Origin of the sequence: Streptomyces sp. NPDC052016 (genome assembly GCF_044548445.1) — a bacterium.
In the GTDB taxonomy this organism is placed as follows: domain Bacteria; phylum Actinomycetota; class Actinomycetes; order Streptomycetales; family Streptomycetaceae; genus Streptomyces.
The window spans coordinates 597,235-617,235 of record NZ_JBIUBX010000001.1; the positions used below are offsets into that span (position 1 = coordinate 597,235).

16 protein-coding genes and 8 pseudogenes are annotated in these 20,001 nt (G+C 70.7%); 13 read left to right on the forward strand and 11 right to left on the reverse strand.

Features of this window, described 5'->3' with window-relative positions; translation table 11 throughout:
* Window positions 1–45: 45 nt before the first annotated feature.
* Together ACIHAR_RS02780 and ACIHAR_RS02785 are read right to left on the reverse strand one after the other, a co-directional pair.
* A pseudogene (locus ACIHAR_RS02780) lies at window positions 46–498 on the reverse strand (DUF7003 family protein); the annotation flags it as partial.
* Between the two features lie 64 nt (window positions 499–562).
* Window positions 563–967, reverse strand: a pseudogene (locus tag ACIHAR_RS02785) (ATP-binding protein).
* On the opposite strand from ACIHAR_RS02785, the pseudogene ACIHAR_RS02790 reads away from it, so the two are divergent.
* Window positions 937–1,170: pseudogene (locus ACIHAR_RS02790) on the forward strand (IS110 family transposase); the annotation flags it as partial. The pseudogenes ACIHAR_RS02785 and ACIHAR_RS02790 overlap by 31 nt on opposite strands.
* A 25-nt stretch (window positions 1,171–1,195) precedes the next feature.
* On the opposite strand, the gene ACIHAR_RS02795 reads toward ACIHAR_RS02790, so the two are convergent.
* Together ACIHAR_RS02795 and ACIHAR_RS02800 are read right to left on the reverse strand one after the other, a co-directional pair.
* Entirely contained in the window at window positions 1,196–1,528 is a 333-nt protein-coding gene (locus ACIHAR_RS02795) for a hypothetical protein (protein WP_400016188.1), read from the reverse strand.
* Window positions 1,529–2,664: 1,136 nt separating this feature from the next.
* On the reverse strand, window positions 2,665–5,499 hold the full coding sequence (locus ACIHAR_RS02800; protein ID WP_400016190.1) for a BTAD domain-containing putative transcriptional regulator: 2,835 nt from the start codon (window positions 5,497–5,499) through the stop codon (window positions 2,665–2,667).
* 151 nt (window positions 5,500–5,650) lie between these two features.
* Here ACIHAR_RS02800 and ACIHAR_RS02805 point away from each other — a divergent pair, with 151 nt between their 5' ends.
* The gene (locus tag ACIHAR_RS02805; protein WP_400016192.1) at window positions 5,651–6,697 is read left to right on the forward strand and encodes a class I SAM-dependent methyltransferase; all 1,047 of its coding nucleotides are present in this window, start codon (window positions 5,651–5,653) and stop codon (window positions 6,695–6,697) included.
* 49 nt (window positions 6,698–6,746) lie between these two features.
* Here ACIHAR_RS02805 and ACIHAR_RS02810 read toward each other — a convergent pair.
* From ACIHAR_RS02810 to ACIHAR_RS02830, 5 genes and pseudogenes are all read right to left on the reverse strand, one after another.
* A pseudogene (locus ACIHAR_RS02810) lies at window positions 6,747–6,839 on the reverse strand (MaoC family dehydratase); the annotation flags it as partial.
* 571 nt (window positions 6,840–7,410) lie between these two features.
* Window positions 7,411–8,028: a TMEM175 family protein gene (locus ACIHAR_RS02815; RefSeq protein WP_400016194.1), complete on the reverse strand. Its 618-nt coding sequence runs from the start codon at window positions 8,026–8,028 to the stop codon at window positions 7,411–7,413.
* Entirely contained in the window at window positions 8,025–8,468 is a 444-nt protein-coding gene (locus ACIHAR_RS02820) for an alpha/beta hydrolase-fold protein (protein WP_400016197.1), read from the reverse strand. The genes ACIHAR_RS02815 and ACIHAR_RS02820 overlap by 4 nt, the downstream gene beginning before the upstream one ends.
* 92 nt (window positions 8,469–8,560) lie before the next feature.
* Window positions 8,561–8,758: pseudogene (locus ACIHAR_RS02825) on the reverse strand (hypothetical protein); the annotation flags it as partial.
* A complete protein-coding gene (locus tag ACIHAR_RS02830; protein WP_400016200.1) occupies window positions 8,719–9,792 on the reverse strand; it encodes a GlxA family transcriptional regulator in 1,074 nt (357 codons plus the stop codon). The gene ACIHAR_RS02830 and the pseudogene ACIHAR_RS02825, both read right to left, overlap by 40 nt.
* Before the next feature lie 176 nt (window positions 9,793–9,968).
* On the opposite strand from ACIHAR_RS02830, the gene ACIHAR_RS02835 reads away from it, so the two are divergent.
* From ACIHAR_RS02835 to ACIHAR_RS02850, 4 genes and pseudogenes are all read left to right on the forward strand, one after another.
* Window positions 9,969–10,607 (forward strand): HD domain-containing protein, encoded by a 639-nt coding sequence (locus ACIHAR_RS02835; RefSeq protein WP_400016348.1) that lies wholly within the window; start codon window positions 9,969–9,971, stop codon window positions 10,605–10,607.
* Window positions 10,608–10,719: 112 nt separating this feature from the next.
* Window positions 10,720–11,454: pseudogene (locus ACIHAR_RS02840) on the forward strand (MFS transporter); the annotation flags it as partial.
* Window positions 11,455–11,539: 85 nt separating this feature from the next.
* On the forward strand, window positions 11,540–11,932 hold the full coding sequence (locus ACIHAR_RS02845) for a hypothetical protein (RefSeq protein ID WP_400016365.1): 393 nt from the start codon (window positions 11,540–11,542) through the stop codon (window positions 11,930–11,932).
* 18 nt (window positions 11,933–11,950) lie between these two features.
* Window positions 11,951–12,871: an NADP-dependent oxidoreductase gene (locus ACIHAR_RS02850; protein ID WP_365466898.1), complete on the forward strand. Its 921-nt coding sequence runs from the start codon at window positions 11,951–11,953 to the stop codon at window positions 12,869–12,871.
* Window positions 12,872–12,932: 61 nt separating this feature from the next.
* On the opposite strand, the gene ACIHAR_RS02855 is transcribed toward ACIHAR_RS02850, so the two are convergent.
* Window positions 12,933–13,208 carry a hypothetical protein gene (locus tag ACIHAR_RS02855; RefSeq protein WP_400016203.1) on the reverse strand — a complete coding sequence of 92 codons (276 nt, stop codon included), beginning with the start codon at window positions 13,206–13,208 and terminating at the stop codon, window positions 12,933–12,935.
* Between the two features lie 361 nt (window positions 13,209–13,569).
* Here ACIHAR_RS02855 and ACIHAR_RS02860 point away from each other — a divergent pair, with 361 nt between their 5' ends.
* Both ACIHAR_RS02860 and ACIHAR_RS02865 read left to right on the forward strand, forming a co-directional pair.
* Window positions 13,570–14,118 (forward strand): DoxX family protein, encoded by a 549-nt coding sequence (locus ACIHAR_RS02860; protein WP_400016208.1) that lies wholly within the window; start codon window positions 13,570–13,572, stop codon window positions 14,116–14,118.
* A gap of 657 nt (window positions 14,119–14,775) precedes the next feature.
* Window positions 14,776–14,988 carry a winged helix-turn-helix transcriptional regulator gene (locus ACIHAR_RS02865; RefSeq protein ID WP_400016211.1) on the forward strand — a complete coding sequence of 71 codons (213 nt, stop codon included), beginning with the start codon at window positions 14,776–14,778 and terminating at the stop codon, window positions 14,986–14,988.
* A 323-nt stretch (window positions 14,989–15,311) separates the two neighbouring features.
* On the opposite strand, the gene ACIHAR_RS02870 is transcribed toward ACIHAR_RS02865, so the two are convergent.
* Entirely contained in the window at window positions 15,312–16,070 is a 759-nt protein-coding gene (locus tag ACIHAR_RS02870; protein ID WP_400016213.1) for an SDR family NAD(P)-dependent oxidoreductase, read from the reverse strand.
* Window positions 16,071–16,205: 135 nt separating this feature from the next.
* Here ACIHAR_RS02870 and ACIHAR_RS02875 point away from each other — a divergent pair, with 135 nt between their 5' ends.
* The 5 genes and pseudogenes from ACIHAR_RS02875 to ACIHAR_RS02895 all read left to right on the forward strand — a co-directional run bounded on the left by ACIHAR_RS02875 (window position 16,206) and on the right by ACIHAR_RS02895 (window position 19,313).
* Window positions 16,206–16,880, forward strand: coding sequence for a TetR/AcrR family transcriptional regulator (locus ACIHAR_RS02875; protein ID WP_400016215.1), 675 nt, complete (start codon window positions 16,206–16,208; stop codon window positions 16,878–16,880).
* A 2-nt stretch (window positions 16,881–16,882) separates the two neighbouring features.
* Window positions 16,883–17,572 carry an epimerase gene (locus ACIHAR_RS02880; protein ID WP_365468811.1) on the forward strand — a complete coding sequence of 230 codons (690 nt, stop codon included), beginning with the start codon at window positions 16,883–16,885 and terminating at the stop codon, window positions 17,570–17,572.
* A 274-nt stretch (window positions 17,573–17,846) separates the two neighbouring features.
* Window positions 17,847–18,263, forward strand: a pseudogene (locus tag ACIHAR_RS02885) (transposase family protein); the annotation flags it as partial.
* Window positions 18,264–18,444: 181 nt separating this feature from the next.
* Window positions 18,445–18,738, forward strand: a pseudogene (locus tag ACIHAR_RS02890) (threonine dehydratase); the annotation flags it as partial.
* A 209-nt stretch (window positions 18,739–18,947) separates the two neighbouring features.
* Window positions 18,948–19,313, forward strand: coding sequence for a transglycosylase family protein (locus ACIHAR_RS02895; RefSeq protein WP_365468808.1), 366 nt, complete (start codon window positions 18,948–18,950; stop codon window positions 19,311–19,313).
* Window positions 19,314–20,001: the final 688 nt, after the last annotated feature.

Genomic DNA, 20,001 nt, shown 5'->3' on the forward strand with positions numbered 1-20,001 from the left:
GCACGTCACAGTGTTCCGGCTTCGGGCCAGGCCGGACCAATGGGTGTTCGTTGGGGCCAGAGGTCGGTAGCGAGACGGACGGCCGGTGGCGAGTACTTCGTCGATCCGCTGGAAGGTCTCGTGGTCACTCGGCATGGAATCACCGAGATCGTGTGATTGCTGCCACTCGTGGAGCTGAAGGATCAAGGGCACTCGTTCGGGCAGCCTGGTGTGCAGTTCGTGATCGTTTGCGAGGAACAAGCTTCGGTCCTTCAGTGCAAGCGACCGCAGAATGTCGATGAGTGTGCTCTCTGTTGACCGGTGAGGGGGAGTTCCCGACCTCGCCCCCGCGCGAAACGGCTGCCAACAGGACGGCAAAGGCCGCGTAGGCGGTGAGGGGCGTTGGAATGGCGGCGATGCCGGCGACGAGCGGAGGGCCGCCCGCGTCGCCGAGTTCGCGGCCGAGTTCGGCTGATCCCATGGTCTGGCCCATAGGTTCGTTGGGTGTTGAGGCGACAAGGGCGGCGAAGCCGAGCGGGGTGATCAGTCAGGTGCCGGTTCCAATGGACCTCGCAGCTGAAGATCACATGGCCTGGCGGCCGGCGGGGCCTCCGCTGGGGTCGTCGGCGAGTGGAACGGACGCGGTGATCCGCTTGCCCACCGGCTCCTGGTGGACACAGAAGGTCTGGGACACCGCCATGACGATCTCCAGGCCGTGCTGACCGACCCGTTCTGGGTCGGCCGCCTGGACCGACGGCAGGGTGGTGCTGCTGTCCCACACGCTGATCTGGGCGGCACCCTCGTTGATCTCCAGATTGAGCAGGCACGGACCCGGCGCCTATTGGCGGGCGTTGGTCACCAGCTCGCTCACCACCAGCTGCACCATGCCCATCGCCCGGTTGGACACCGGCAACCCGTGCTCAGCCTGTACAGACGTCAGGAAGTCGCGAGCCTTCCATGCACGCCGGGTCCCTCTGGGCCTTCTCAGCCCTCCAGGCCGCGCCCGGAGCGAACGCCCACTACCGGCGCCGACGCGAGCACGGCGACTGGCACAACGCCGCCGAGCGCCACCTGCTCAACCGCTTCCTCGGCCAGCTCCATCACTGTTTGAAGACCCGGCAGCACTTCGACGCGCAACTCGCCTTCGCGCCGCCGGCTCTGCCTCCGGAAGCGCCAGTCGCCCTGAGATGATTTCGGCTGCCGTCGACCCCGCCGCTCACCCGCCCGCACTGTCCGCTCCGGTCGCCCCGCTCAGCAGGGCGGCAAGACGAGCAGCGGTCTTCTCCCCGGCTCGCTGCCTGATCAGACCCTCTTTGGCAGCTGCACGAAGCCACACCTCCGAGCTGTCCTCATCGGCCTTCAGCACCCGAGCCGTCACCATCACAGGATTCAGACCGCCAGCACCGCCGTTGGCTACAACGCGGATCGTCTCGCCCTCGTCAGAGCCAACTGGCACGGTTTCGACTGCTCGGCCCGCGCTCCCGAGCACCCTGGAGACGCGCTTCACCGCATCATCGAACGGCAGGGGGTACAAGTAGGTCGATCTCATGGACGTTCTTTCTCATCAGCTTGGCCACAACCCGGACCAAACCACCACTACCCCCACTCGCCGCGCCAAGAGCAGCAAGCTCCTCAGCCAACATCTGGTCTTCGCTCTGGTCCACGAACCCCACCCTCACCGTTGGATTGCCCTACCAGGCCGCCACATGATGTTCCGCCCGGCAGGCCATGTTGACGCATGCAGATCAAAGAGTCGCGTCCCTGTTTCTTCTCCCCGATCAGGCAGGCGACTTGACCGAATAGAAGGCATCCCTCACGACGGCACCGGCCATGCCCCGACCTTTTCCCGCCGCCACCCCGTACTTCACCATCGAGACGGCGGGCTGAAGGTGGTGGCTGCCGAAGGCCTTCACCGGCTCCCGAACCCCCGCTGCCCCTAGGTAAACGTCACCCCAGGCAAAGACGACCACGCGCCGGACCACTTCATCACGAGCCGAGCCTGCGTCGTCGCCCTCAGCCGCCTCTTGCCCACCGCCAGGTCGTGGTCCAGCCCCAAACTGCGCCGAACGCTTCAATGGCTGTGCCGAGAGGCGTCAAGACGTCCCTGGAACCGGTGACCTACCGCCCGATGAGCCAGCGAACGGAACGTACGGCACTCCACGTTCCGCCCGATCCGGCCCTTGAACTCCTCCGCGATCGGCTTATTGAAGGCACCGTACAAGCGCCGTTTACGCGTCGCGAACCCATCATCAGCAGCGTCGACGTCTTACCCGTACCGGCGCTGGCCACCAACGCCAAGTCCTGGCCCGCGGCGAAAGCCTCCCTCGCCGCCTCCTGGTCAGCCGTCGCCGTCAAGGCCACGGCCCACATTCCTTCCACCCGCACCACGGGTCAGGCTCAGTCCTCGGCCCCGGCTTCGGGCCGGGGATTTGCTCTCCTACGCGGGACGGGGGGAGCCGACCATTCGTTGCGGGGCGGCTGCAGCCCCAGAAGCCGAGGCTGACGCCGCCGCGCAGGGAGCTGGAGGTGAAATGGTATCCGCGCTTGTTGAGGTCGTGGGCTCGCGGACTGCGCTGCAAGCCGGGTAAACCAGGGCCCCGCTTTCTGCGTTGCTGGTCCCCAGGGGGATACGGGGCCCGCCCGGCCTGCGGCCGGACAGCCCCTCAACAAGATCTTCATGAGTCTTCAGGGAACGTCCTGCCGTCCTCGGGTGAGGTTCCGGTCGATGGCCTGCCGGGCCACATCGAGGAGGGCGGTCCGGCCGAGGACCGGCCCAGGGCGCGTCCCGGTGTGCCCGGAACCGGCCGCCGTCGGCGCGTCCGGCGCCCGGTCGGCCGCGGCGTCGATCAGCTCCGCCGGCTCGTCGTCCCCGAGTCGGCGCAGCAGGTCGGCGAGGTTGCGCAGGGTGGTCCACAGGTGGGTCCAGTTGCCGGTGCCAGCGAAGTACCCGATGACGTCGCGGTATCCGTCCAGCGCCTCGCGGACCCGGCCCTGCGCGGCCCGCACCGACAGCAGCCCGACGGTCGCGACGCCGACGAGGAATGTCGCGCCCGAGAGGCGGGCCAGGTCGATGGCCTCGACGTAGTGCCGTTCGGCGCGTTCACCGCGGCCCGCGAGGTTCTCGATCTCTCCGGCGACATAGGCGCCCCATGCGCGCATCGAGGGCGATACCGCGCCGGCCCGCCCCTGATCGTTGAGTCGGCGCGCCGCGTCCGCGTCCCCGGCGTAGGCCGTCGCGAGGGCGGCGATCCCCAGGCTCTCCCGGTGCGGGCCGACGAGTGCGCCGGCGGCCAGGGAGTGCTCCACCACGGCATCGTGGTCGCCGCGCGCCAGCTCGGCCACCGACAGCACCATCAGGCACTGCCAGGGCGCCGTGCCCTCGGTCGATTTCTCCACCCCGGCCTGGGCAAGCTGTTCGGCACGGACATAGTCGCCGCGGTGGTAGACAGCCTCACCTGCGGCCCCGAGGACGCGGCTCGCGCCCGGATGAGTCTCCAGCGCCGGATCCTCGGCCAGTTCCTCCGCCCAGTCCCGGATCTCGACGAGATCACGGTAGGCGATCGCGTCGAAGAGCCCGACGACCATCGCCACGGCGTCGTCCAGGGACCCCCGACTGCGCACCAGCCGCCAGGCGGCCCGCAGGTTCGGCAGCTCACGGCGCAGCAGAGCGTCGGCCTCGGGCTCCCGCTGCGTCATCACGGCGGAGCAAATCCCCGCGGTCAGCTCGACGGCCCAGCGCACCATCCGCTCGGCCGCCGCCTTCTCCTCGCCGAGGGCAGCGAGCCGGTCCAGGCCGAACGCCCGCAGCGTCTCGAGCATGCGGTACCGGGTGATCCCGTCGAAGCTTGCATCGATCATGGAGGCGTCGACGAGGCGGGCCAGCGCGCTGCCGGGGTCGCCCGCCAGGCCGAGGTCGGCGGCGATCCGCTCGGCGGTGTCGAGGTCCACGCCGTCGGCGAAGACCGACAGGTGCCGAAACAGCCGTTGTTCGTCCTCCGCCAGGAGCCGGTACGACCACTCCATGGTCGCGCGCAGGGTCCGGTGCCGGGACTCCGCGCTGGTACTGCCGCCGCCGAGCAGGTCGAGCGAGCGGTCCAGGCGCTGGCGCAGGTCGGCGAGCGAGAACGTGGACAGCCGGCCGGCGGCCAGTTCGATGGCCAGCGGAATCCCGTCGACACGCTGCACGATATCGGCGACCGCATGCATTTCCTCCCTGGTCGCAGGCGGGCCGGGGCGGACCCGGCGGGCCCGGTCCAGGAAGAGCGCCACGGACGCGGCCTTCGCGGGATCCCGGCTGGGGCGGGGCAGCGCGAGCGGCGGCAGCCGCCAGACGTGTTCCGCGGCCAGGCCGAGTGGTTCGCGGCTGGTAGCCAGCACAGTGGTGCCGGGACAGCAGGAGAGGACCACGTCCACCGTGTCCCGGACCCCGTCGAGCAGGTGCTCGCAGTTGTCGATCACCATCAGGCCGGTGCGTTCGCCCAGCACGGATACACACGCGGTGAGGACGTCTCCGTGGTCGACCTTCAGCTGCAGGGCCGCCGCCAGTGCGTGCGGGATGGCGGCGGCATCGGTGACCGGTGCCAGATGCAGGACCGTCGCCGTGCTGCTCTGCCGGGCGACCTCAAGGGCGACGCGGGTCTTGCCGACACCGCCGGGCCCCACGAGCGTGACCAGGCGCTCGGCCGCCAGCAGCCGGTGCAGGGAGGCGACCTCGGACTCGCGGCCGATCAGCGGTGTTGCGGGCCGGGCGGGCACGGGCGCCCCGCCGGCGCCCACGATGTCCTTCTCGAGATCGTTCAGCGCGGATGACGGATCGAGACCGGTCTCGTCGATCAGCCGGCGCCGGAACTCCCGCCCGACCCGCAGGGCCTCCGGTGCCTGCCCGGTCGCCGCCAGCGCCCGCATGAGCAGCAGCACCGCCGGCTCCCGCAGCGGGCCGGCGGCCGCCGACGCGGCAGCGAGGCCCACGACGCTTTCAGCCTGCCCCGCGGCGACGGCCGCGGCGATCAGCGCGTCGGTCACCTCGTGGCCCAGCTGCTCGCACTCCTCGACCGCGGCGGCGACGGGCTCGACGTCGGTGAGGTCGGCGAGCACCGGCCCGCGCCACAGCCCGTGCGCCTCCCGCAACAGTGCGCACGCGTCGGCCGGGTCCCGCTCCGCCGTCTCACGCGCCCGCGCGAGCAGCGCCCGCGCCCGTGCCAGGTCCAGTTCGCCGGGTGTGAGGGCGAGCCGGTAGCCGTCGCGCCCCGTCATGAGCCGGTCCGCCGCCGGACCGAGGTGCCCGCGCAGCCGGGACACGTGGTTGTGCAGGGCCTGCCGCCCCGAAGCGGGCACCCCGGACGGCCACAGCGCGTCCACCAGTCGGTCGACCGTCACCGTCCGCCCCTCGGCGAGCGCGAGCAGGGCGAGCACCGCACGCCGCCGCGGACCGGGTACGTCCACGGGCGCGCCGTCGACGAGGAGACGCAGCGGCCCGAGCACCTCAACCCGCACCGACGACGGCAGCGGCCCGACCGTCATGGCACCTCCCGGTGTCCGACACACTCGTACGATAGCGACGAATCGGGCGTGTTAGCGCGACGGTAGCCCGCGCGAGGGCCGTGACAGAACGCGCGCCCAACCTTCTTGATGTGACCGGCACGAACCGGTCCGACCGGAAGGGAGCGCAAAGATGGACCACGAGAAGATCAACGAGTTCCTGGGCCGCTTCGTGACCGACCTGGGGGCGACCGAGGCCGCCGGCTCGATCGCCATTGGCCACCGGCTCGGCCTCTACCAGGCACTCGCCGAGGGCCCCGCGACCCCCGAGGAGTTCGCCGAACGCACCGACTGCCACCCGCGCTACCTCACCGAGTGGCTGCGCGGCCAGGCCGCCGGAGGGTACGTCGCATACGACCCGGCGTCCGGCCGGTTCGCGCTGACCGAGGAGCAGGCATTCTGCCTGGCGGACCCGAACGGCCCCAACGTTGCCGCCGCGTTCCGCTTCGCCCTGGGAATGCTGCGCGCCGAGCCCCGTATCGCCGAGGCGTTCTGCACCGGCGAGGGCGTCGGCTGGCACGAACACGACGACGACGTGTTCGTCGGGGTCGACGCGTTCTTCCGGCCCGGCTACGTGGCCGAGCTCATCCCGAACTGGATCCCGGCGCTGCACGGGGTCGACGCGAAGCTCACCGCCGGGGCCCGGGTCGCCGACGTGGGCTGTGGTCTCGGCTCGTCGTCGGTGCTGCTGGCCGAGGCCTACCCGCGGACAACGGTCGTCGGTTCCGACTACCACCGCGAGTCGATCGCGCTGGCCCGCAAGAAGGCCGCCGAGGCCGGCGTCGCCGACCGGGTCACCTTCGAGGTGGCCACCGCGCAGACTTTCACCGGCACGGACTACGACCTGGTGACCATGTTCGACTGCCTGCACGACATGGGCGACCCGCTCGGCGCGGCCCGGCGGGTGCGCGAGGCGCTGGCCGCTGACGGCACGTGGCTGCTGGTGGAACCGCTCGCCTCCGACCGGGTCGAGGAGAACTTCAACCCGGTGGGCCGGCTGTACTACAGCGGCTCCACGTTCCTGTGCGTGCCCAACTCCCTGTCTCAGCAGGGCGGTTACGCTCTGGGCGCGCAGGCCGGCGAGGCGGCGGTCCGCGAGGTGGTCACCGAGGCGGGCTTCACCCGGTTCCGCCGGGCCGCGGAGACTCCGTTCAACGTGGTGTACGAGATCCGGCCGTGAACCGTCGGGCGGCAGGCGCGCTGCTTCCGCGCCGGCCGCCCGTTGACGTTCAGGCGTACAACGGGGACAGACTCTGCAGCACGGCGGCCGGCTTGGTGCCGCCCTCGATCTCGATCGTGCCGTCGACGGTGACCGGCACCCCCGGCCCGCCAGGGAGAGCGTCGGGGAGGTGGGACAGGGCTCCGGCGATGCGATGCGACCGGGCCGCACCCCGGGAGAGGGGCGGCTCCGGCCCGTCGGTTGGGCGCCTTCGACAGCTGGTCGGCCGGCTTCCCGAAGATCTCCACATACGTCTGTGCGGAGGGCCCGGCCTTGTTGATCGCGTTTAGCGCGGTGAGCACTTCACCGACTTCACCGGAACCCTGGCCGGACCCGCCGAGGGCGAGAAGCGCGTTGAAGTTGAACATCGGGTCCTTGAAGAGGGTCATCACCCCGGGTGTGGCACCGCCCGCGGAGCCGGTGGCCGACCTTGTGGGACTCCCGGTGGTCCCTTGCGCGGAGGTATGGCCCAGAGGCGTGCAGCCGGCCGCCAGCACGGACCCGGCGCCGACTACGAGCCCAGTCAGTGCCGTCCGCCGGGCGGGGTCGGCGACGTGCTTCGGCACAGGCGTCATATCAGCCGACTGTAGGGGCGGTGCCCATCGCGTCCCGTTGACCACACCGGCGTTTCCCCCGCTCAGCCGCCTGCCTACACGGACGTGCGGACGCTGTGATCAGCGCCGTTCGCGAGCACGTGCGGCAATTCGGTCGGCCAGCACGGACAGAGGCACGCTGGCAGCCCAGCTGTAGATGGCGGCGAGGGGCGAGATGCGCGCAATCCCAACCGAGGCCAGAAACACGATCGCCTGGGCGGGGAGCGTGACGCTGCGCCAGTTCGCGCCCGCCGAACGGCTGACGTGCAGGTCGAGCCCGTACAGCACCAGTGCGGCCGCGCCGATGACAGCCCCGTACAGACCCGGACCGAGGAAACGGTCGCCGTAAGTCTGCAGGACGTGGGTGGGAAACGGGATCAAGGACACCAGCACAAGGAACGCGACATTGAGCCAGAACGCGTGCAGGTCGATCCCCTCCGCGTTCCGCACCACCGCATGGTGGGCCCGCCAAAACAGCGCGATCACCACCGCGCTCAGCAGGAAGGCGCCCACCTGCGACTGAACGTCGTCCAGCGCCCGGCGCAACTCGACCCCGTCGAGGCCCTCGGGTAGCTCGATGTCCAGTACGAGCAGCGTCATGGCGATGGCCGTCACACCGTCGGTGAGGGCGAGCACCCTGTCCCTCGGCACGAGATCCACCTGGGGTCGGGCTCGTCGCCGCTTCGGGCTTGCGTTCATGGCACCTGTGGTAGCAGCCCCGCCCCTACGCGGGCGGCCAACGACGCGCGGTGTGACAGGGTTCGGGGCCTCAGGCGGGCCGCCCATCCGGCGGCCCGCACGAGCCCGAAGCCGGCCGCGTAGCGGAACATGCCCGGGTGCCGGCCCGCATAGTGGAGCGCGCCGAGTCCGCCCACGGAGAGGCCGACGACTGCCCGCGCGGTATTCGCTCGGAGCTTCCGTTCCATGACGAAGAGCGCGTCGGGCTCTATCCGGGCCGTGGGGCGGCGCCGGGCCGGCAGCTCGGTGTGATGCCAGTGCGTCGTGGCACGCCTGCCGTCGAGCAGACCCGCCGCGCCGAGGATGAACGTGCCGGTGCGGATCGAGGCGACCCGGCCGGCCTGGGAGGCCAGTTTCCGCGCGGCGGCGGCGAGGTCCGGGTCCACCGGGCCCTGGGGCACCTGGTCACCCCCGACCACCAGCGGGGTGTCGAAGGCGAGGCTTGGGCGACGTCGGCGTCGACCGGCACCCGGACGCCGATGGAGGAGGCGACCGGGCCCCCGCCGACCGACACGATGGTCAGCCGGTAGCGGGCGCCGTACCGATCGGCTTCGCTGAAGACCTCGGCGGGCCCGGACAGATCCAGCATCTTCATGCCGTCGAACACGAGCACACCGATGCTGTGCTCGCTCGGCTTCAGCGTCCTCACTCTCAGAGTTCCGGCTCCCCGGGAGAAGCTCGTACTGCACATTGTCCTCGCCCCGCGGGCGGCAGCTGAGGTCCCGGGCCCTCTGCACGTCGGTGCGGGCGCTGACCGGAGTCGTCGCGTCGCGTCGTGCGGAAACGCCGCTGGTAGGCGGCGGGGCTCATGGACACCTCGCGGAGGAAGACCCGGCGCAGGCTCTCGTAGCTCGGGAAGCCCGCGAGGAGCGCCGTCTGTGTCGCGGTGTGCCCCTGGTCGAGCAGCGACTTCGCCATGTCGAACCGGATGGACTCGACGTACCGCGCGGGCGTGGTGGACAGCTCGTCGCGGAAGAGCCGGGTGAGGTGGCGCGGGCTCATGTGGAGGTGCCCGGCGAGTTCGGTGAGCGAATGCCGGCCCGAGGGATCGGCCAGCACCAGGTCGACCACTTGGCGCAGCGCCGGGGACTTGGGCGCCGGCCCCTGCAGCGGGGCCGAGAACTGGGACTGGCCGCCCGAGCGCTGTACGTAGACCACCAGCGCGCGGGCGACCTCCCGGGTCAGATCCGGGCCGTGGTCCTCCTCGACCAGGGCCAGCGCCAGGTCGATGCCGGCGCTCACACCCGCCGATGTGTAAACCGTGCCGTCACGGACGTAGATGGCGTCCGGTTCCACCCGGGTCTTCGGATGACGCGCGGCGAGCTTGTGTGCGACCTTCCAGTGCGTCGTGGCGCGCTTGCCGTCGAGCAGGCCGGTGGCGCCGAGGATGAACGCCCCGGTGCAGACGGACGCCACCCGGCCCGCCCCGAGGGCCAGCGCCCGCGTCGCCTCGACGAGCTCGCGGCTGACCGGGGTGCGCGGGTAGACGTCTCCGCCCGGCAGCACGAGCGTGCCGGGTGCCTGCTGCGCTGCCGCCGTTCCGTCGACCGCGACCCTGATGCCGATCGACGAGGTGACGCGGGCACCCGTGGGTGACAGCAGACGGACCCGGTAGTCGGCGCCGAGCCGGTTCGCTTCCTCGAACACCTCGGCGGGACCGGCGACGTCCAGCAGTTTGACCCCGTCGTAGACGAGGATCGCGACGTGGTGCGCGGTGGGTTTCACAGTCGCCCTTCCTGCCTGTCCTGATTCGGGTGGTTCATGGCCGGACCGAGGCGGCGCCGAAGGCGGCCGCGGCGGCACGGTGGAGGAAAGGAACATCCGCACTGGCGGAATACCCCGCCCGCACCGGCGGAAAGGCACTCCGCCGGTGGCACTCGGACAAACGAAAGAACCAAGTCATGACCGACACAGTCGCTGGTATCGAATTTCCGGTGACCGCGGCGACCGACGAAGCGATCCGCCGCGTCCGGGAAATGGTAAGCCCTCTCGTCTTCCACCATTCCCGGCGGGTCTTCCTCTTCGGCTCATTGCACGCCCGGGCGCTCGGCCTCCAGCCGGACCCCGAGCTGCTCTACCTCGCCGCCATGTTCCACGACACCGGCCTGCTGACGCCGTTCTCCGACGCCGTCCAGCGATTCGAGCTCGACGGGGCGGACCACGCCCGGAAGTTCCTCCTCGACCACGGCTTCTCGGACGGCGCGGCGGACGTCGTCTGGCAGGCGGTGGCCCTGCACACGACGCCGGGCATCCCCGGCCGGATGGGTCCGGAGATCGCCGCCACCAACTTCGGTGTGCTGACCGATGCCATCGGCTGGGGACTGGACGAGCTGGACGCCGATCAGGTGAAGGAAATCACCGCCGTCCATCCGCGAGGCGACTTCAAGAGGGAGTTCCTGCAGGAATTCGTCGACGGACTGAAGAACCGCCCGGAAACCACGTACGGCACCGTGAATTCCGACGTCCTCGAGCACTTCATTCCCGACTTCCGGCGCACGAGCATGGTCGAGCGTGTCACCGGGTCGGCCTGGCCGCGGTGATCACCGCACCGTACGAGAGAAGCCGATGAAACGCGTGGGTGGCAGCCGTGCGGGTGCCCGTCCCGGACGAGGTGCCGCCTTCACCGTGCTGTCCGCCGCCGTCCTGACCATGATGGCGACGGCGGGCGCACCGTCACCGTTCTGCCCGCTGTACCGGGAGCGCTGGGACTGCTCGGGCACCATGCTCACGGTGATCTTCGCCGTGTACATCCTGGGGTTGCTCGGGGCGCTGAGGACGCTCGGGTCGCTCAGCGACCGCCTGGGGCGGCGCCCTGTCCTCGTGGCCGCCCTGGCCATGGCGGCCGACAGCACGGCGATCTTCTGGACCGCCGACGGCGTCGCGTCCCAGGTGATCGCGCGCGTGGTTCAGGGCGTGGCCGCGGGAACGGCCATGAGCGCCCTCGCTGCCGGGCTGGCGGACTTCTCACCGGCACTGCGCCCGCACCTGGGAGCCACGGTGGCCGCTGTCGGCAGCAGCGTCGGCATGGCCGTCGGCGCGGCGGTGGTGGGCGTGCTGGTGCAGACCACTGCCCGTCCCGATCAGTACGTGTTCTCCGTCCTCACCCTGCTCTTCCTCCTTCTGGCAGTGGTGACGTGGGTGATCCCCGAGACACGCGCATCGCGACCAGGGACATCGGCCTCGCCGCGGCCCCGGGCAAGGGTCGCCCGCGAGGCCCGGCCGGCCTTCCGCAGGGCCGTTCCGGCGCTCGTGGCGGGCTGGGCCGTCACCGGGTTGTTCCTCGCCCTCACCCCCTCCCAGATGGACGCCGTCCTTTACGTCCGGTGGGGCGCCGCGCGCGGGCTGGACATCGCCGCCCTGTTCCTGGCTGCGGGCGCGGGAGGCCTGTGGTCTGCCCGGTGCGCGGCGCGGAACGCGGCCGCGCTCGGGGGCGCCCTGCTCGACCGCGGCTCGGCCGCACTCGCGGCGGCCCATGGCCCTCGCGTCCCCGGCCGTGTACGCGGGAGGTTCGGTCGTCACGGGACTGGGTGTCGGCCTGACCTTCAACGGCAACCTGCGCGCCATCAGCGCGGCCACCACGGCGGACCGTCGCTCGGAGGTCTTCTCGGCCGCCTACCAGGTCAGCTACACCGCCCTGGGCCTGTCCTCCCTCGCGGCCGGACTCGCGGCACCGGTCTGGCGACTGCAGACCACCGGCTACGCGTACCTCGGCACGCCGTTGCTCAGCGTGCTGATCCGAGCCGGCCGGGCGCCCCCGCCCCGGCGGCGACACGGGCCATACGACGGCCCAGGCCGCCGGCCGGCCCCGCCGACACCGCGGGCGACCGTGCCGCGCCGACCGCGTCACCGCCCGCACCCCTCATGAACACCGAAAGGAACCGCCATGCAAGCCGTCACCGTTCGAGACCGCTCCGCCGGAATCGCCGGACTGTCCCTGACGGACCTCGCCCACCCGCACGCCGCCGAGAACGACGTCATCGTGCGCGTCCACGCCGCGGGCTTCACCCCCGGTGAACTCGACTGGCCGGCGACGTGGACCGACCGCGCCGGCCGGGACCGCACTCCGAGCGTCCCCGGACACGAACTGTCGGGCGTCGTCGTCGAACTCGGCTACGGAACCACCGGACTCGGTGTGGGCCAGCGGGTGTTCGGACTGAGCGACTGGGCCCGCGACGGTTCACTCGCCGAGTACGTCGCGGTCGAGGCACGCAACCTCGCCCCCCTCCCGGCGGACGTGGACCACACCGTGGCGGCAGCCCTGCCGATCTCCGGACTGACCGCCTGGCAGGGTCTGTTCGACCACGGCCGCCTCACCACCGGCCAGACCGTACTGATCCATGGCGCGGCCGGCGGTGTCGGGTCGCTCGCCGTCCAGCTCGCCCACGAAGCCGGGGCACGGGTCATCGGCACCGGCAGGGCCAACTCCCGGGAGACGGTCCTCGGTCTGGGCGCGGACGAGTTCGTGGACCTGCAGAACGACCGGCTGGAGGACGTCGGCGACGTCGACCTCGTCCTCGACGTGCTCGGCGGTGAGATCCTCGACCGCTCGACCGCGCTGGTACGCGCCGGCGGCACCCTGGTCACCATCGCCGAACCGCCCCGGATCCAGCCGGAGAACGGCCGGGCCGTGTTCTTCGTCGTGGAACCCGATCGCGTCCGTCTCGCGGACCTGGTCCGCGGGGTACGGGACGGACGGCTCCGGCCGATCGTCGGAGACGTACGGCCCCTCTCCGAGGCACCCGACGCCTTCGCACCCGGCAAGCGCACTTCCGGCAAGACGATCATTCGGGTGGCGGAGGGCTGAGGCCATCCCGGCGGGCCGCCGGCCCATCCCGGCGGCCCGCCGCAGTGCCACGCGCATCGCATCACTTCCACGGTGCGCAGAACGACCGGCCGGGCACCGGCTTGGCGATCAGCGACACGGCGAAGAAGTTGACCTGGCCGATCACGAACACAAGCGTGGCGAGCGCCTTGGCCTCATAGTGCTCGGCCGCCTGCGCATACAGGCCGTCCGGGCTCCTCTCGCGCTCCGCAGACGGCTGGAGAACGGCTTCCACCAGCGGCGGCGCGGCCAGCTCGGCACCGGTGAAATAGGGCGAGGCCTGCCAGGAGGCGGACAGGGCTACTGGCCCCGGTGACACAGGCGTGACAGCACGACCCCACCGAGTCCGTACCGGGCCTGAGTGATGGCGCATCGCGCATCCCGCTCGCTGAGGGATCGTCGGCGGCCGGCGAGCGGTGATCTCCGCCGCCACCGGCGCTGTCGCCCTGGTCATCGCGCCGCTCATCTGGCGGATGGAGAATCGGCGAGACGGCGTCCCGCAGGGCAGGAACCCTGCAGGCCCGAAAGGGACGCGCCCTCTGCTCGAGCGGATGCCGGTGGGGCTGCATCCGGGGCGGGGAGCGGGGAGTATCGGTGGTGAGGGTGGTGTGAGCCGGCGTGCTCCCCACGAGGCGTCGAGCGCCGTTCGCCGCCTGGCGTCCCACTGGAGGGAGCCGACCATGGAGATGCCTGTTGAGCGTACCCGTAGCTCCGCCGACCACAGGGCCCGTCCCGCGCCGGGGGTGGTGAGCGCCGCCGATGTCGGCATACTCCTGCTGCGGCTCGCGGTGGGAGTGACTCTGGCCGGTCACGGAGCCCAGAAGCTGTTCGGCTGGTTCGATGGGCCGGGTCTGGATGCCACGGGCAAGGGCTTCGCCGATCTCGGCTACGAGCCCGGTGTCTTCTTCGCCGGCCTGGCAGGCGTCTCGGAGGTCCTGGGTGGGCTGGGGCTGGCCGTCGGCCTGCTGACCCCGCTGGCCGCTGCGGCTGCGGTCGGGGTCATGATCAACGCGATGGCGGTCGCGCCGAACATTGCACTCTGGTCCGCCGAGGGCCCGGCCTTCGCCTACCCGATGCTCATTGCGGTCGCCGCGCTCACCATCGCAGCGGTGGGTCCCGGGCGTCTGTCACTCGACGTGTTCTTCCCCTGGCGGGACGGAGGGTGGCTGTCCGTGGCGGTCGCGCTGGTCGTCGGCGTCGCCGGGGGAGTCGTCATCCTGGCGCTGTAGCCTGCCCTGACCCGCCCCTTTTCGACAGGGGACTCCTCGCACCATGGCAGGCATCTGGCGCATCACACTCGACGCCACCCACCGCGACACACCCGGCGCAGACCACCGACACCATTCCTGCGGGCGGCGACCCCCAGCTCCTGCGCACCGCCGCCTGATACGCCCCCACCGCCATCCCCCGCACCCTACTCGCCCCTCTGGCCGAGGACGCCTACCGAGACCCCCTATACGAACAAAAAACCTCACCGACTCCCTACGCGTCCTGGGCGAAGAGCACCCCACGACCCGAATTCTCAGCGCCAACCTCGCCGCCGCAAAGCAGTCAGCGTCTGATCCATCCAACCAGTGAACACCCGCCGTCGCCTGCTGCGGCGCCAATTCCACGCCTGAACCAGCCCCCTTAGGGGGACGTCTTGTCGATCAGGGGGTGCGGTGGGTGGCCAGGCGGCGGACCTGCTGGGAGGCCAGGAAACACGGCAGGTCGGTGTGTGTAGGGCAGGGGCGGTCCGGGCTGGGCGACGGGCTGGACACCGTGGGGGCCGAGTGCGTACAGCGTCCGCACGCAGCCGTGCCCGCCTTGTCCACGCGCGTTGAGGAAGCTGCGGAGACCTTGCCTTCCAGGGCAGGGTCGATGTGGGGCGTTCATGGTTTTTTGCCTTGCTCAGCGACCGGCTGACGGAACTGCAGGAGTCCGGCCTGCTGGAACACGTCGTCGACACGGGGACCCCGATCGCGGTCACCTGCCGGCTCACCCCGCACGGGCAGCGGCTGTGGTTGGCCATGGACGCCCTGCACGTATGGGCCGGCGCCCCGACGGACGACGGGGGCAACCCCGTGCCCCAGGAACTGCACGCCCACTGGGGCTTCTGAGTCGACCTGACGGAACCGGCCCTGCCGCCTGCAGCCCGATGCAGGTTCGACATCAGCAGCTACGGGGACGCATGGAGTTCCTCACGATCATCTGGCTCGCCGCGGGCATGCCGGATGCAGCGATGAAGGCCGCGCAGGCTGCGGCCACGCGAGCGCACCTCGGCCAGGCCGATGGCTCGCTCGCGTCGCTCCGGTGGCAACCGTGGTTGCAGTCGGCCGGCCTACCGGCAAGTCGGCGACCGCAGGCCGCCACCGCCCTCGGGGTCGAGGCGTTCCTCGGTCTGCGGGTCGGGAACTGTTGGCCGGTGGCGGCAGCTGGACTCTTACTGGGCCTTGTAGCCGCCGTCGACGTTGAGGATGGTTCCGGTGACGAAGGACGCCTGCGGCGAGGCGAGCCAGGTGATGGCCTCGGCGACCTCGATGGGGTGGCCCATCCTGTTGACCGGCTGGAGGGCGGCGATGGTGGCCTCGTCCCAGGTGCCGGCCTCGATGGCGGTGCTGAGGATGTCGGTCTTGATCGCGGCGGGGGCGACGCCGTTGATGCGGATGTGGTCGGTGGCGTACTCCAGCGCGGCGGACTTGGTCAGGCCGACCACGGCGTGCTTGGTGGCGGAGTAGTTGGCCGCGTAGCGCATGCCGCCCAGGCCGGCGATCGAGGCCAGGTTGATGATGGCGCCGCCGGGGTTGTCCTGGGCCAGCATCTGCTGGATCTGGTACTTCATGCCCCAGAAGACGCCGAGCACGTTCGTGGTGAGCATCTGCTGGAAGCGGCTGGTGGGCTCGTCGGCCAGGCGGCCGGTGTCGAGGGAGATGCCGGCGTTGTTGACGGCGACGTCGAGCCGGCCGAAACGTTCGACGGTGGCCGCAACCAGCGCGGCGACAGACTCCTCGGAGTCGACGTCGGCGGCGATGAACGCGGCCTGGCCGCCGTTGTCGCGGATCTCGCGGGCGACGGCCTCTCCGGCCGCCTCGCGGCGGCCGGAGACGACGACGGCGTGGCCGGCGCGGGCCAGGGCCAGGCTGGTCTCCTTGCCGATGCCGGTGGTGGCTCCGGTGACCAGGGCGACGCTGGAAACGCTCATGACGGTGGACCTCTTTCATGTGCAGGACGGTGCGGACGGCCGACGATCCCGAAATAGCAGACCGCCGGTCTCTTGCTCGAAGATAAGAGACCGGTGGTCTGATGTCAAAAGACCGGCAGTCTGTAAGATGGGTGCATGGCGACTTTCCAGCGGGCGCGCAGCGAGGAGCAGCGCGAGATCCGGCAGCGGGCGATCCTCGACACCGCGGCGGCGATGCTCGACGAGATGCCGGTCAGCGCGGTCAGCCTGAATGAGCTGAGCCGACGCGTGGGTCTGGCGAAGTCCAACGTGCTGCGGTACTTCGAGTCACGCGAGGCGGTCCTGCTGGAACTCCTGGACCACCATTGGCAGCAGTGGACGGCCCAGCTCCCCGCACAGCTGGACGCCGCGATCGCCCCGGACGCTCCGGTGCTCGAGCGTGGTCCGGCGTTCGCCGCCGTCCTGACCCGTTCCCTCGTGCAGAACCGGGTGCTGTGCGACCTGCTCAGCGCCCAGGCCGGCGTCCTGGAACACAACGTCTCCGCCGACGTCGCCGCCCGCTACAAGCGGTCCGCCCTGGGCAACGTCGCCGCCCTTGCCGCCCTGGCCCGCCGCCACCTGCCAGAACTGGGCGACCACGCCGATCGGTTGTGCGCCCAGGCGATCATGGTGACCGGCGCGGTGTGGACTCACGCCCGGCCCTCCGCGGCCATGCTCGCCGCGTACGAGGCGGATCCCTCGCTTGCGGCCCTGCGCATGGACTTCACTGCCACGCTGGAAGAGATGCTGGCCACCCTGATCGCGGGCACCCTGGCCCGGACGGAGGGGTGACCATGCGTGTGGCCGTCTTCGGAGCGTCCGGCATGGTGGGGCACGGCGTGCTCGACGCCTGCCTCCAAGACCCACGGGTGGACGACATCCTGGTCGTCGGACGCACACCGCTGAACCTGCGCCATCCCAAGGTCCGCGAGGTCCTGCACCCGGACTTCACCGACTTCACGCCGATCCAGGGCCGGTTCGAGGGGCTGGATGCCTGCTTCTTCTGCCTCGGCGTCTCCGCGGCGGGCCGAAGCGAGGAGGAGTACACCCGGATCACCTACGACTACACCCTGGCCGCCGCCCGCGCCGTCAGCGCGCACAACCCCTCTCTGACCTTCGTCTACGTGTCCGGCGAGGGGACCGACAGCACGGAGGCCGGCCGCTCGATGTGGGCCAGGGTGAAGGGGCGTACCGAGAACGCACTGCTGGCCATGCCGCTGCGCGCCTACCTGTTCAGGCCCGGATACATCCGCCCCCGCCGGGGCGCGGTCTCCCGAACGGCGGCCTACCGCTGGATGTACCGGCTCACCTCGTGGCTCTACCCCGCCCTGCACCGGCTGGCGCCCCGGCACACGACGACGACCGAGCACCTGGGACGCGCCATGATCGCCACCGTGGGGCTCGACGGCCGCGGCCCCCACGTCCTCCGCAGCCCCGACATCAACCGCCTCGGCACCCCTACCGCCACGGGCGCGAGTCCCTGAGGAGTAACGCTCTGCCGATCTGGGCGAACCCATCTACACGGTGCCGGTACGGCCATCAACACCTCCAGCGTGCTCACCCCGCACGACTGCCGAGCCGGGCGGGGAGTTCTGGGGATGGGCCGGGCGCACCCTGGGTGCCCCGGCCCGCACCGCCGCCGGGCAACCGGGGTGGTTGCGGCTGGTGTCCGCGCCGGAGGGCAAGGCGTCGGGGGTTGCTGCTGCGTGATCCAAAGCCTGTCGTGAGCTGCTTCTCCCAAAGTGAAACGATCGCGTTGTGGCTGGTGTGGTCACGGCGTCGGTGCGGGCCTGGAGAGAGCCTTTCACGGGGCTGAGCCCGCGCTGCTTCGCCAAGCTGGTAACAGACGTAAGACGCGAGCAAGTTGCAGATCAACAGCGCGGGCGTCCCTGGAGTCTGCCGCTGGAGGACCGAGTCCTGCTGGTCACGGCATACTGGCGCACTACCTTGACGATACGACAGCCGGCTCCGTTGTTCGGGCTTTCCAAGTCGGCCGCAGACCGGATCATCGACCACCTCGGTTCCACTGTTGGCACTCCGGCAGCGAAGGCAGTTCCGTAAGACACTGTGCTGATCGTGGGCGGAATCTTGGTGCCGACCTGCGACCGCACGATCGCCGAACAGTCCAAGAACGACCGCTACTCCACAGCCCACCAGGTCGTCATCGACGCAGACGCCGCAGATGCCGTGCTCGACGCGGATACGTCGTGAGGGCCGTGCGCTTTGCGAGCTTGTTCGGGCTGCGGAGCAGCATCTGGCCGTCCCCCATCCCGTAGAGTGAGCGCTGCTTGTGCCGCCTCGACCGGTTCGTAGGATCTGTAATTTGCTTCCGCTGGTGGCCCTACGCTGCTGTGTCGTGCAGGAGACGCGTCTCGACACGGCTCGGATCCGGGCGGCTCGCCGGGTCAGTGACCCGATACGTCTCGACACTGCGCCGTACCGCTGTGAGGCGCTGGAGCCCGGCCTCGGGTGCGCGGTGAGCATCAAGCTCGAGACAGCGAATCCGGTGCGTAGCTTCAAGGCCCGCGGCACCGAGGGGGTCGCGGGCCTGCTCGCCGCCGGTGGCTGTAAGGCCCCGCTGGTACGAATACCGCCTAGCCTGGACCTCACCGCGTGGGCGCGGACCTCGGGCCGCTGGGAGCGAGTCGACGGACTGACGCCTGTTCACCTGTCCTGTGGCCGGGGGACCTCGTGGTGGCGTCGGGGGGCCCACGCCTTCGGCTGAAGCCAGCTAGCCAGTCGGCGTGGATGCGTCCGGATACTCTCCGAGCAGCAGGACGGGCGCAGTATCGCCCGTCCGGCGCAAGGAAACGGCTGCCGACATGCCGTCCCCCGGTCGCGTGGAGTAACAGTCTCTCTATGACTAGCAGACGAAACACTGGTGCGGGCGGCGGGCGCAGGGCTCACGGCAGCTGGATCCGCACTGTCCTGACGGCCCTGGTCACTGCGGCTGCTCTCGGCATGCCCACGCAGGCGGTGGCCTCCCCGTCGAACGCCTCGGGGCCGGACTGGGACGCCATCGCCGCATGCGAATCCGGCGGTAACTGGCGGGCGAACACCGGAAACGGCCACTACGGCGGTCTGCAGTTCACACAGTCGAGCTGGGCCGCGGCCGGTGGGCTCCAGTACGCCCCGCGCGCGGACCTGGCCACCCGCAAGGAACAGATCGCCGTGGCCAAACGCCTGGCCCGCCTCCAAGGAATGTCGGCCTGGTCCTGCGCCTGAGCACCCGCCCCCTCCCGTTGGCGGAGCTGCACCTTCCCTGAAGGCGGTCGGTTGAGAGTGGGTGGACGGACCGTGGGCCACGACGGACCTGCGCTTGTCCAAGCCCACCTCATTCGTGCGGAACCGGTGAACAGAACCAGGCGGGCAGGGCTTGGCGTGTATGGGCGGTCCGCAGGAAAGGAGAGAATGAGGCCATGGCGATATGTAGGAAGTGCGGTGCCCACAAGCGCCGTTGGCCTCGTTCCTGTTCCCGGTGCTCTTCCCAGTCGGAGCGGGGGGATGCGGCCGCGGACGCTGCCGAGCTGGCCGTGGAGACAGGACTGCTCGGGTGGGTCGGGCGAGGGGTCATGAGCGTTGTGCGGCTGGTATTGCGCGCGGTCGACTGACCGCCCCACTCAGACGGGCCCCGCCCCCGAGCGCCTTGCCGCTGCTTTGTCCGCGTTGCCCCGCCGGCTGTCCGCCGACCGCTGCCCGCGGCCGTTGCGCCTCCCGGCCGCCGCGCCTGAGCCGTGGGCTGCCGCCGGACTCGAGCTGGACCGTGAGCCGGAGCAGAGGGGCGGCGTGCCCCAGAGCGGCGGGGTGCGGGCCGCCCGAAGCCCGACCTGGACCTGGTGGCCGGTGAGCCGGCCGACGCGGTCGCGGCCGCCCAGGCCTGTGTCGACGCGCCCGACGGGATCGGCACCATCAC